Here is an 11,528-nt window from a genome sequence, read left to right as displayed (position 1 = left end):
GCTGGGGTTTTTTCATTTCTGGAATTTGGTCTCTGATCTGATCCCAGGTTAACGCCGAATCACGGCTATCTATATTGAGCTAGAGGGTTATTCTTGGCGTGGGTTCATCGTCTGGATCTCTCCCGCTGGCCAAAACCAGTTGCGCAAAGCATGTCATCCAACTCCGGCAGGGGCCGACCAATGTAGTATCCCTGAGCATACGCCACGCCTAGCTCCTGCAGTTTATCCAGCGTGGCAGCATCTTCTACGAATTCGGCAATGGTTTTCATACCAAAGGCATTAACCATATTGGTCAAGCTTTCAACGAACACTTGGTTATCGGGGTTGTTTTCCAGATCAAGAATGTAAGAACCATCCAGTTTGACGTAACTGAGTGGAAGCTTCTTGAGATAGCTGAACGAGGAGAACCCTACACCGAAGTCATCGAGCGCAACCAATACGCCAGCCTCACTGATTTGTTTAAGGTTGTTCAGAACCATTTGGAAGTTTTCGATGTAGGCAGTTTCCGTTAGCTCGATGACAACGTAACGGGCTTCAACGCAGTGGGCTTTGAGTGTCCCCAAAAGGGTGCTTGGGAAATCGGCGGACTGCAGAGTAGGGGCTGAAATGTTGATCGATAGAGTGTAGTCGGCGCCGCTTTGGTGGTCAGTGGCGATTTTCTTTACGGCGTTATCCAGTACCCATTCATCAACTAATCGGATGAGTCCCATGCGTTCTGCAGCAGGAATGAAATCACTCGGGTACACGGAATTGCCGTCGCTATCCTTCAGCCTTAAAAGAACCTCGTAATGACTAACCGTGGCTTCCTCAATGGCATAAATGGGCTGATAGTTGAGTTGAAACAGGTCGGTGCGTTTAAGCGCAAGTTTGAGAAGGGAAGTAAGGTCGTGGTCGCGCCTTAGATTGGCAAGATCGTTGTTATCGGGATCAAAGATTTGCCATTGCCCGTTCCCTTTTTTCTTGGCTTGATACATGGCCATATCGGCATGGACGATCAAGTCCTGTTCGGTGGTTCCGTGTTCGTTGACCAATGCCGCGCCGATGCTCACGTTATATTCAACGGTTCGTTCTTCGTTATCTAACACAATCTGTCCGCTCAGGTTGTGGGACAACTTCTCGAGAAACCCTTCGAGCTGCATAGTATCGATATGTGGCAAAATGACGGTGAATTCGTCGCCAGCCAAACGACTGATAGAGTCGCTTGCTCGGACCGTGTTACCAAGCGTCTCGGCGATTTGAACTAAAACAGCGTCGCCTACTGTATGGCCGTATAGATCGTTGATTTGCTTAAAGCGATTCACGTCTATAAAAATGACGGCGCCGCTTCGCTGGGTATCCAGCAAATTGTGCAGATCGTGCTGGAAACACCTCCTGTTTCCGATACCTGTTAACGGGTCATTATTAGCCAGCCACTCCAAGGCTTCCTCATCACGTTTTCGTTGGGTCAGATCGATGCCTACGGCCAGTACAGTGTCTCGACCTTTCTCATCTTCAACGATAGAGCAAGTCCAGTCGAAATAGATCACCACACCTTGATCATTCTTGAACTCGGCATCAAACTGGATCACCTCGCAATCGCCAGCCGCTAGATGCATTAGCTTCCTTTGATAGTCCTCCGCACCACGTTCGTTAATGAATAGGTGCGAAAATTCCCTAACCGGGCGTTTGAATTCCTTATCGAATCGGCTGTTGGACGTAAGCAAATTTCCGTCTGGAGTGAGGGTGGCTATGAATAGGTGAGAGCTGTCGATGAGCCGTTCCAAAAAGGCCCTTGATCTCGAAAGCATTGCAACCTGTCCTTCAAGAGAGCGACTCTTTTCTTCTACTTCAATATGCAGTGTTTCAAGTTCTCGGATGACATAGCGTGTGCTGCTCTCGAGCTGGGAGACTTCATCACGAAAGCGAATGGGGCGTTTTTCTACTTTATCTAACGCGGCACGATATTGGTGTTTCGGTAAAAGGGTGAGGGCCTCGACGACAGCTGTCAGCCGGCGCAACGGTGTAAGCATTACAAATAGAAGTATCATTTCCGAAATAAACAGCGCCATCAGCCCAATGGCCACCGTTGACGACAATGTATTGAGCAGTCTTTGATGCTGATCGGTTTCATCACTGATGGTCAATAGTACGGGCGTTTCGCCATATGCCCAGTAATCTTCGAGATCGAGTTTATGGAACAGGAGCTTAGTGGCTGCATAATCTAATGCCTTGCCCTCAGCGACTAGGTCGAGCGGCCCCACCTTTTGAATGTTATGAAGCTGGCTAAGGGAGCTGTGGAAACTGCTCGCGGCCCAGAGACGAAGACTCCAGTTATTTAGTAAGCGCTCTTCTGCGCTCTCGTTAGTGGTCGGTGGCAAAAGAACGGCGAGGTCTTGTCCCGAAATCTGGTGAAACCGAAGAATAATATCGGCGATGTTCTGACCGGTGACCATGAGAGCTTCCTTACCATTGCCCAACACCAATGGTTCAACCACAAACTGAGAGCATCCGGTATGGCAGAACAAAAAGGAATCCGGATTGTTATCTCGGTTGGCTTTCATAGCCATGGCGACCGCGCCTTCTAGAGCCGCCAGATCTTGGAAGAGCGTCTTGTTATAGGTATGCGCAACAAGCGTACCATCAGTGCTGTATAGGCCAATAAAATCGATTCCAGTGTTGATGTTCAGTTGAATCCATTCTTTTTGAAGGAAGCTTCTTAGATGGGATGGATTGCCTCTAAATGTGGTTTGCTGAATTTCTGGCATTTCGGAGATCAATTGAGACAGTTGAGAAAGTCTCAGAAAATTGTCGTCTAAAAGCTGAGTCAACAATTGTTGTTGTTTCTGATAGCTTTCCTCAACCTTGCTATCGTAGGTTTTGAGAGTTTTGTATATGTGTTGGGAAATCCACGCCCCGGTAATCAATACGAAAACAAGGCTCAGGAAAATAACCGCTTTCCATTTGACACTTATAAACATTGGCGCGCATCCTGCGGGTCAGAATTGATAGCTCAACGACAACACATAATAGTTCCAGTATTTCTTCAGTTGTTTGTCCTCGATGCCTTTGAAATTAGGCAGCCAGGCTGTGCCTTCGTTAAAGCTAGCCTGACCAGTGATTGACCAGGCATCGGCAAACATCCAGCGACCGCCTATGGTCCAACCTTTTCCATAGTTCCGGTGTGGGTTGTACGAGATTTCTGTTTTGCTTGTACCCAAATCGAGTTCTTCATAGCGGACTAACCAGGTTGTGTTTGGAGTGGGTAGCCATTCCACCTGAAAATAGTACCCATGGCTCTTTCGCCGGTTGTTGGCAGGCATACCCGCAAATTCACCTTTGAATTCGGAGTCGAGATGCAGATACTCGGAGGTTAGAATCCAGTTTTTGTAGTTGTATTGGGCTGAAAATGTCGTGTAAAGGGCTTCAATTTTTGCGCTAGTCACGTAGAGGTGAGGGTTGATAAGCGCATCCCCTGGTGGGGCCGCCATCAATGCCATTTGCGCCTCGGCAACAGATTGGGTGTCTTCAAACTCGATTTCGGTATCAACCACACTGATGCCCAAGCGAAGGTCATTCAGTGCGGCCGGTACAAAATTTACATTGAGTAGGTAGAGAGGCGCGTCTTTTGCTTCTCCCTTCAGAACAGGGTAGCCGAAAGCGAAGTATTCAAAGTCATCACTATCTACGTCTTTACGACCGGCTGTTAGTTCCCAGCTGAGCTGATTATTGCTCAGCAACGCTGCCCCATATAGATTGATGCCGTCAGTGGATAAGAGGGTGTCCCGGAATGCGTCGAAATAAATGGATTCCGGAACGTTATATCCTGGTCGGGCAGAGGGGATATCTCGAATCGAATTGTAAAAGCCGATCGTATTTTTGACGCGACCCAGTCGTAGGCCGAAAGACGCGTAATGCTCGCTCCAAAAAAGATAGTCAGCGAGCAAAAAGTCCACGCGAACATCGCCATCATCAGACTCATCTCGTTGCCGGCTAAGGATTTGACCGGCTAGCCGAAAATCTGGTGTTAGTTCGGTGTAACCATTCAGTCCGATTTCACGAAATTTCACAGATCCATTATCGGCATCGGATCCAGCGTAGGGATTGTCCGGGCTGTATACCGCCGCTTGGCTAAGAAAGCCGTGGATGTGAGTGAAGTTGTTCAACTCGATGGCTTTCGCTTGTGGAATGAATAGCAGTGTGATCGCAAGCAGCTCTTTTATTTGTATTCTCATGGGTGTTTCTCTCCCAGCACTCTAACGTCTTTGACCGGGTATGCTGCCGACACGTAACCGATTGCACCTGGCGTGTTTAAAATCTTCACATACATATCGTTTTCTGATTCCACCACCGTTGGCGGCTTGCCCGTTCCGGTAAACAGCATTCGATTCCAGATTCGGTCTAGTTGATGGGCTTGGGTTTTCAGCTGATCGACCACGAAATCACGGTGCAGTTTGCTGGAACTAGGGAAAACGAAAACGTGAATGGGGGTGCCGTTCGGCCATTTGCGCACTTGCATGGCGAATATTTGATTGAGATAGGCCGTGTCGAGGTTTTGGGTGTTAATTTCTCTGTTGATCAGCAGTTTAGATTCTCCAAATGCACTCCCGCTTGTGAATAGGCCAAGACATGCAGCTAATACGCAAGCAGAGAGTAATCGGAGCCGTTTAAAGGGTGTTGGCATTATTAATGTGTCACGTTAATTAGCAGTTGTTATGTTTTTAAGGCTTGGCGCACAGCAGAAGGTGTAATCGGAATTTCCCGTATTCTCACACCGACAGCCGAGTGAATGGCGTTGGCGATTGCGGGTCCAGTTACAGTCGTCGCCGGTTCACCCAATCCGACGGGGGCTTCCGTGCTTTCGACAAATTCCAGTTCCAACTCTGGTACATCACCGATGCGCATTGGGGTATAGGCATCTAGGTTTCGGGCAACCGGTTCACCGTTTTCAAATCGCGTGCCTTCATGCAGAGCCATACTGGCACCCCAAAGTGCAGCCCCTTCGACCTGAGCGCGAGCGCCATCGGGATGAACCACGGTACCGGCGTCTGTGACCAGTGTCAGTTTCTCGAGCTTTACGTGGCCGGTTTCCCGGTCTACGTGCACCCTGGCTACACAGGCCGTCCAGGTAGGCATGTTGCGTTCTTGGCCGTAAGATGTAGCAACGCCGAGCCCCGTGTCTTCCGGTAGGTCTTGTTCCCAGTCAGCGAGTTCACGTACGCGCTTGAGTACGTTAGCTTGGCGAGAAGCTCCGCCGACCGAGTTGGGTGCTTCGCCCGCATTCTTGCCTTCCGCTTTTAGCAATTCCAAACGGAAATCAATAGGGTCTTTACCCGCATGACGGGCTGCCTCGTCCATAAAGGACTCCAGCGCAAAGTTGATCCAGCCGGAACCAACAGACCGCAGCCAGCCGGGGCGGAAGGTAGCATTCGCCAGATCATTGGAAATGGCCCGCACGCGGTGTGGACCGACCGAATACCAATGGGCTGCGCCCTGAATGGAAAAGGGATCGTAAGGCTCATCGTTAGCACCTTTGGGCATGAAGAACGGCGCCATAACCTGAGTTGGCCAACCTGCGGTGGCATGGTGCTCCATACCTGCAGGGTTGCCGTTTTCATCAAATGCCATGCGCACCCGCTGGTAAGATGCCGAACGAGGAGAATCAAACCGGATGTCGTCTTCACGGGTAAACACCAGCTTGACCGGTTTGCCCAGCTTCTGTGAGGCGAGGGCGGCAGGCACCGCGTAGTCACCGTTCAGTCGACGGCCAAAGCCACCGCCCAGCATGTACGTGCGCATCACCACTTTATCTTCCTGCACGCCCAACGCTCTGGCGAGTACCGGAATGATCAGCGATTGCCATTGGTTACCCGTGTGAATTTCCCACGCGCCGTCCTTTTCATAAGCCAAGGCATTCACCGGTTCCATTTGAAAATGCAGTACCGTGTGAGTGATGTAGTCCTGCTCAAACACGGCAGCAGCGTTACTAAAGGCATCATCGACCCCGTCGTCCGGAAACATGATGGAGCCCTTATCTGCGGACTCGATCAGCTTCACGCCATGATCCAGAATGGCTTGTTCGCTTACATCTGCGGTATCGCCAGCGGCCCAGTCTATTTGGATTTTAGCGGCCGCCTTGTTGGCAGCGTGGAAAGAGTCGGCAATAACCACTGCCCAGCCCGGCACGGTATCGGTGGGGTCGTCCAATATGATGGTCTGCTGATACCCTTTCACCGACTTCGCTTTGCTGTCATCAATGCTGTTGATCGTCGCGCCGTAACGGGTTGGAGGAATAAGCGGGCGGCCGTAAACCATGCCTTCCACTTTCGCGTCCAAACCATAGCGGCTGGCACCGTCGGTTTTGTCGGGAATATCCAAGGCCCGGGATTCACGGCCAATCAGGCGACGCTGGGTGGCCGGCTTGATAGGCATCTGTTTGAGTTCTTCTGGGGTATAGGTTCGGCTTAGGTCACCGCGGCTGACAATATCCCCGTAACTGATGGACTGATTGCCCGCTACAACTTGGCTATTGCGAGCCTCGCACTGATCAGGGCTGACACCAAGCAAGCGGGCACCTTCCTCGATGAGGGCTTTGCGTCCGGCTGCGCCGGCCTGACTCAACGGTGTGAAATTCTCCCAAACAGACCAGCTGCCACCGGTTACCATCAGGCCCCATTTTGGATCGCTGTCCACATGGTTAATCTCTACCATGGACCAATCGGCTTCCAGTTCGTCAGCGACAATACGGGCGAGAGCCGTGCCCACGTGCTGTCCCATTTCAGCTTCGGCGATGTTAACGACAATGCGACCATCTGGTTGGATGTGGTACCAGATGGTGGGCTCAAAGGTTTGGTCTCGAACTGCGTCTTCGGGTTGTGCAAAGCTAAGGCCGGAACGGAAAAAAGCGAGAGTGAAGCCCGCGCCGGCGGCACCGATCAGAAATCCGCGCCGGCTAAGTTGTAGGCCTTCATCAGCATGTTGGTTGGTGGTTGTCACTGCGCCTTCGGGCTGGTTGAGATAACGGTAGAACTTACTCATTGACTGCCGCTCCAGTTGCCTGTGCCTTGTCGTCGCTGGTGCTCTTCATTTCTTCTGCTGCTAACTTGATCGCCTTTCGGATACGCACGTAGGCCATGCACCGACATAGATTACCGCCCATGGCGTGGTTGATCTGTTCGTCGGTAGGGTCGGGGAAGTCCTTCAGCATGGCGGCCGCCTGCATAATCTGGCCACTTTGACAGTAACCGCATTGCGGGGTCTGGGTTTCGACCCATGCCTTTTGTAACGGATGCTTTCCTTCAGGGTCTAGGCCTTCGATGGTGGTGACGGCACCACCGGACACCGCTTCCACCGGTGTGATGCAGGAACGAATAGCACGGCCGTTGACCAACACCGTGCAGGCCCCACACATGCCAATGCCACACCCGTATTTAGTGCCTGTCAGACCAAGGTCATCACGCAGGGCCCAGAGCAGCGGGGTATCATTGTCAATTTCAACGGTAACGGCCTGACCGTTAAGTTCGAATTTTGTTGCCATCTTGCTTTCTCCGTCTCGTTGTCACTCTGCTGCGGTTCTTATTGGCGCTGGTCGCGGACCTGTTGTTCCAGATTGGCCCAGGCGGGCTGGTCGGTGTGGGTGGCTCGCATAAATGCTAGCAGACTCGCGATTTGCCGATCGCTCAGGGCCTCACTGAACCCCGGCATCATTGCATTAGGCATGCCGTCTTTCAGGGATACGCCATCCAGAGTCACGCGGATCAGGTTAACCGGAGAAGTTGCGCTGATTGCGCTGTTCAGTGCCATGTCTGGGCGCAGGGTGTTAGGGCTTTCCGGGTTGTTGTAATGACATGAGGCGCAGGCATAGGTGAATAGATGCTCGCCTTCATCCATCATCGCTGAGGGGTTTTGTTTGATCTGAGCGGCAAGGATAGCGCCTGCAGCTTTCTTACTGGCTTGGCCGGCATCGTTAGCCTCGGCCAGATCACTGAGCCATACAGCCAGAGCCCGGAGGTCTTGGTCCGGGGCTCGTTTTAGCCCGGCATGAACCACATCGGCCATGGAACCCACGGCCACACCATGAAGTGGGGAACCGCCGTTACGCAGGTACGAATAGGCCTCTTCTTCCGTCCAGGGTACGGGTGTTCGATTGCTGGAATTCAGAGCGGGCGCGTACCAGTTGTTAACGGTCGCTCCTTCCCAAGCCTCGCCGGCATCCTCTGCGCCGAGCTTATTACGCGGTGTATGGCACGCGCTGCAATGGCCGGCTCCTTCCGCTATATAGGCGCCCCGATTCCACTCTTCGCCTTTGCTTTTATCTGGTTGGAAACGCCCTTCATCAAAGAACAGGAGCTTCCACCCAGCTAACAACAGGCGAATGTTAAAGGGAAACTCAAGAGTGTTCTCGGGCGGTTCCGCCTGAATGGCCCGCTGAGACATTAGGTAGGCATAGAGGTCGGAGATGTCCTCATCCGACATTTTGGTGAAGTGGGTGTAAGGGAAGGCCGGGAAAAGTTGCGAGCCCGACCGTGAAATGCCTTCGCGCATGGCCCGAGTAAAGGCTTCCTCGGACCACTGACCAATCCCGGTTTTGGGATCTGGCGTGATATTGGTGGAGTAGAGGGTGCCAAAGGGTGTCGGCATTGCTCGCCCTCCCGCCAGAGGCTGATCGGGATCGGTGGTGTGGCAAGTCTGACAGTTACCCAAACCTGCCAGTACGTCGCCCCGAGCAATCTGTTCCTGACTGAAGGAATCCCGGGATGAAGGTTCAACCGGGTCGATTGAAGGTGCCCAAGCGATAAAAAGAAATATGGCTAAGGCCAGGACGCCAAACGAGATCAAGCCCCCAAGGATTTTTTTAAACACCGCTGTTCTCCTGTCTTGGCCTGAACGCATGCATCAGGCCGGTGGCTGGCGACGGGTTATGAACAACTAGTGTAGTTAAAAATTAGGAGCTTGCATGAGTTTACCGTTCTTAATCCGCTTTACAATTGACGATGCCGCAGCGCTCTTGATCGAACTGCATCTTTTTCAGGTGATCGACAAACCATTTCAAACCTTTTCCAGTGTTGCCTCGCGACCACGCCACGGATATTTCGGAAGGAGGGCGCGGCGCGTCTAGCTCCAAAGTTGCTAGCCGGCCATCAGCCAGTTCTTGGGCAATCCGGTGGCGGGGTAAATAGCCCACGCCTAGCCCTTTACACTGAGCTTCTATTTTATGATCGATGGTTGGAACGATGATTCGGCTGCGTCCATCCAGCAATCCAGATGAACGAACAGGTAAGTGTTGCGAGCTGTCGGCAACGATGACGGTGGGATAGTCCAGGATTGCGCTGGTAGGTATTGGTTGCGGAATCTCGGTTAGGGGATGGCCTCCGGCAACCACAAAATCAAAAGCCACATGCCCCAGCGAGTGGATGCCGTAACCGGTGGTTGGGGGCGCACCCGGTGCACCGATAACCAAATCACACCGGTCGTCGCTCAGTGCATCCCAGCTGCCACCTAGCACCTCTTCGGTTAGTCGTATCTCGGTTTTGGGTTGTATGCGTTGGAACGCTTCAATCAGTTCATAAATGGCGTCACAGGTTAGTACGCTGTCTATTGCAATTCTCAGTTCCACTTCCCAGCCATCTGCTGCCCGTCGGGCCATGGCTGTAAGTTCGTCTGTCGCTTTAAGAATTTGCCTTCCTTGTTCCAGCACCAGGCGGCCAACGGGGGTTAACTCGGCTTTACGCCGGCTGCGGTCAAATAATGCTACGCCGAGATCTTCTTCCAGCTTATTAACTGTGTACGAGATGGCCGACGGTACCCGGAAAAGTTCTTCGGCGGCTGCTGCAAAGCTGTGTCGCCGATCTATGGCATCCAGAGTCAGCAGAGCATCCAGTGTAATCGGGGAAATCATAGTTCAGTTTTCCTGATGATATGTTTCAAATCGTTCCGCTATTATCTTTTGGTGCCAGAAAATATAGTACTTCCATCGAACAACGCAATTGAACTTTAAATGGAGATCACGTCATGACCAACTCACTCATTCAACGCACACTCGAAACCAATGACAGCCTGACCGGTTTGGCACTTCGTATTCCTGCCGGCATTATATTTATTGCTCACGGTGCCCAAAAGTTGTTTGGCGCATTCGGAGGATACGGTTTGGAAGGCACCGGGCAGTGGATGGCTTCCATCGGCCTTGAACCTGGTTATCTGATGGCGCTGGGCGCCGGTAGTGCTGAGTTCTTCGGTGGTATCGCGCTTCTTCTTGGCCTGCTGACTCGTCCTGCGGCATTTGTGCTAGCCATTACGATGCTGGTAGCTATTTTGACGGTTCATGTGTCCAACGGGTTGTTCATGAGCAACAACGGTTATGAGTTTGGCCTTGCCTTGATCAGCATTTCTGTAGCCTTGTTGTTCAGTGGTGGCGGAAAGCTTTCATTGGATCGCAAGCTGCGTAGCATGCTGAGCTAATCGACTGAAGCCGTTCATTGGGCCAGGGGGATACGTTTCCCTGGCCCAGTTATTTAAGCGATAGAGGAGGCGAAAGGTGGGACTGCTTGTAGAGGGGAAGTGGGTTGATCAGTGGTATGACACCAAATCCACTAACGGACGATTTGCCCGCAGTGAATCGCAGTTTCGTAACTGGGTAACCGCCGATGGCAGTGCCGGGCCAACCGGTGAATCGGGGTTCAAAGCCGAAGCAGACCGCTATCATTTATATGTCTCTCTCGCTTGTCCTTGGGCTCACAGAACGTTGATATTTCGCAAGCTGAAAGGTTTGGAATCGATGATTTCTGTGTCAGTTGTTAATCCGTTGATGCGTGAGTATGGCTGGACCTTTGATCCAGACGAAGGGGTGGTTCAAGACCCGATTCATCAAGCTAAATTTATGCATCAGATTTACACTGCGGCCGATCCTGAATACACCGGGCGGGTAACGGTACCTGTTTTGTGGGATAAGAAAGAGAACCATCTGGTCAGCAACGAGTCAGCCGATATTATTCGAATGTTTAACTCTGCATTTGACGGTATCGGAGCAAAGCCAGGGGATTATTACCCAGAAACTCTGCGTGCTGAAATCGATAGCATTAACGCTGAAGTTTATGATCAGGTAAATAACGGCGTTTACAAGGCGGGGTTTGCGACAACCCAAGAAGCCTACGAACAAGCCGTTTATCCTTTATTTGAAGCGCTGGATGCGTTGGAGCAGCGTTTGTCGACTCAGCGTTATCTGGTGGGTGACAAAATCACCGAAGCCGATTGGCGCTTGTTTACCACGTTGATTCGTTTTGATGCGGTGTATCACGGTCACTTCAAGTGCAACTTGAAGCGGATTGAAGACTATCCGAATCTGTCAGATTATGTGCGTGAGCTATACCAGTGGCCAGGTGTGGCAGAGACGGTCGATATGCAGCACATCAAGGACCACTACTACCGGAGTCACGGAACGATCAACCCGGCTGGGGTTGTACCGGCCGGTCCGTTATTGAATTTCGATGGGCCTCATAAGCGAGCGGAGCTTGAATCAGCGTCCCCTCTAATGGATGTGACTGTGGCGCAGTAAT

9 protein-coding genes are annotated in these 11,528 nt (G+C 51.8%); 2 read left to right on the top strand and 7 right to left on the bottom strand.

What is annotated here, in order from left to right:
* Positions 1-104: 104 nt before the first annotated feature.
* The 7 genes from ACNQ6O_RS15410 to ACNQ6O_RS15380 form a co-directional block, all read right to left on the bottom strand.
* On the bottom strand, positions 105-2,957 hold the full coding sequence (locus ACNQ6O_RS15410; RefSeq protein ID WP_418054067.1) for an EAL domain-containing protein: 2,853 nt from the start codon (positions 2,955-2,957) through the stop codon (positions 105-107).
* Positions 2,958-2,975: 18 nt separating this feature from the next.
* Complete coding sequence (locus ACNQ6O_RS15405) at positions 2,976-4,211, bottom strand: hypothetical protein (protein ID WP_418054066.1); 1,236 nt, start codon at positions 4,209-4,211, stop codon at positions 2,976-2,978.
* Positions 4,208-4,660: a substrate-binding domain-containing protein gene (locus ACNQ6O_RS15400; RefSeq protein ID WP_418054065.1), complete on the bottom strand. Its 453-nt coding sequence runs from the start codon at positions 4,658-4,660 to the stop codon at positions 4,208-4,210. Before ACNQ6O_RS15400 ends, ACNQ6O_RS15405 begins: the two co-directional genes overlap by 4 nt.
* A 29-nt stretch (positions 4,661-4,689) precedes the next feature.
* Positions 4,690-7,014: a molybdopterin cofactor-binding domain-containing protein gene (locus ACNQ6O_RS15395; RefSeq protein WP_418054064.1), complete on the bottom strand. Its 2,325-nt coding sequence runs from the start codon at positions 7,012-7,014 to the stop codon at positions 4,690-4,692.
* Complete coding sequence (locus ACNQ6O_RS15390) at positions 7,007-7,513, bottom strand: (2Fe-2S)-binding protein (protein WP_418054063.1); 507 nt, start codon at positions 7,511-7,513, stop codon at positions 7,007-7,009. Before ACNQ6O_RS15390 ends, ACNQ6O_RS15395 begins: the two co-directional genes overlap by 8 nt.
* A 38-nt stretch (positions 7,514-7,551) precedes the next feature.
* Positions 7,552-8,838 (bottom strand): cytochrome c, encoded by a 1,287-nt coding sequence (locus ACNQ6O_RS15385; RefSeq protein WP_418054062.1) that lies wholly within the window; start codon positions 8,836-8,838, stop codon positions 7,552-7,554.
* 109 nt (positions 8,839-8,947) lie between these two features.
* Entirely contained in the window at positions 8,948-9,874 is a 927-nt protein-coding gene (locus tag ACNQ6O_RS15380) for a LysR family transcriptional regulator (RefSeq protein WP_418054061.1), read from the bottom strand.
* A gap of 113 nt (positions 9,875-9,987) precedes the next feature.
* Between ACNQ6O_RS15380 and ACNQ6O_RS15375 the strand changes: the two genes are divergently transcribed.
* Both ACNQ6O_RS15375 and ACNQ6O_RS15370 read left to right on the top strand, forming a co-directional pair.
* Positions 9,988-10,434, top strand: coding sequence for a DoxX family protein (locus tag ACNQ6O_RS15375; RefSeq protein WP_418054060.1), 447 nt, complete (start codon positions 9,988-9,990; stop codon positions 10,432-10,434).
* A 76-nt stretch (positions 10,435-10,510) separates the two neighbouring features.
* On the top strand, positions 10,511-11,527 hold the full coding sequence (locus ACNQ6O_RS15370) for a glutathione S-transferase family protein (RefSeq protein ID WP_418054059.1): 1,017 nt from the start codon (positions 10,511-10,513) through the stop codon (positions 11,525-11,527).
* Position 11,528: the final 1 nt, after the last annotated feature.

Source organism: Marinobacter sp. SBS5 (assembly GCF_048285575.1).
Taxonomy (GTDB): domain Bacteria; phylum Pseudomonadota; class Gammaproteobacteria; order Pseudomonadales; family Oleiphilaceae; genus Marinobacter.
This window is presented reverse-complemented; position numbering and strand designations above follow the sequence as displayed.

What these genes read in the sequence shown, in the direction of transcription:
- ACNQ6O_RS15410 (WP_418054067.1), bottom strand. Translation starts at nt 2,957, where the DNA reads ATGTTTATAAGTGTCAAATGGAAAGCGGTTATTTTCCTGAGCCTTGTT.
- ACNQ6O_RS15390 (WP_418054063.1), bottom strand. Translation starts at nt 7,513, where the DNA reads ATGGCAACAAAATTCGAACTTAACGGTCAGGCCGTTACCGTTGAAATT.
- ACNQ6O_RS15375 (WP_418054060.1), top strand. Translation starts at nt 9,988, where the DNA reads ATGACCAACTCACTCATTCAACGCACACTCGAAACCAATGACAGCCTG.
- ACNQ6O_RS15395 (WP_418054064.1), bottom strand. Translation starts at nt 7,014, where the DNA reads ATGAGTAAGTTCTACCGTTATCTCAACCAGCCCGAAGGCGCAGTGACA.
- ACNQ6O_RS15380 (WP_418054061.1), bottom strand. Translation starts at nt 9,874, where the DNA reads ATGATTTCCCCGATTACACTGGATGCTCTGCTGACTCTGGATGCCATA.
- ACNQ6O_RS15400 (WP_418054065.1), bottom strand. Translation starts at nt 4,660, where the DNA reads ATGCCAACACCCTTTAAACGGCTCCGATTACTCTCTGCTTGCGTATTA.
- ACNQ6O_RS15405 (WP_418054066.1), bottom strand. Translation starts at nt 4,211, where the DNA reads ATGAGAATACAAATAAAAGAGCTGCTTGCGATCACACTGCTATTCATT.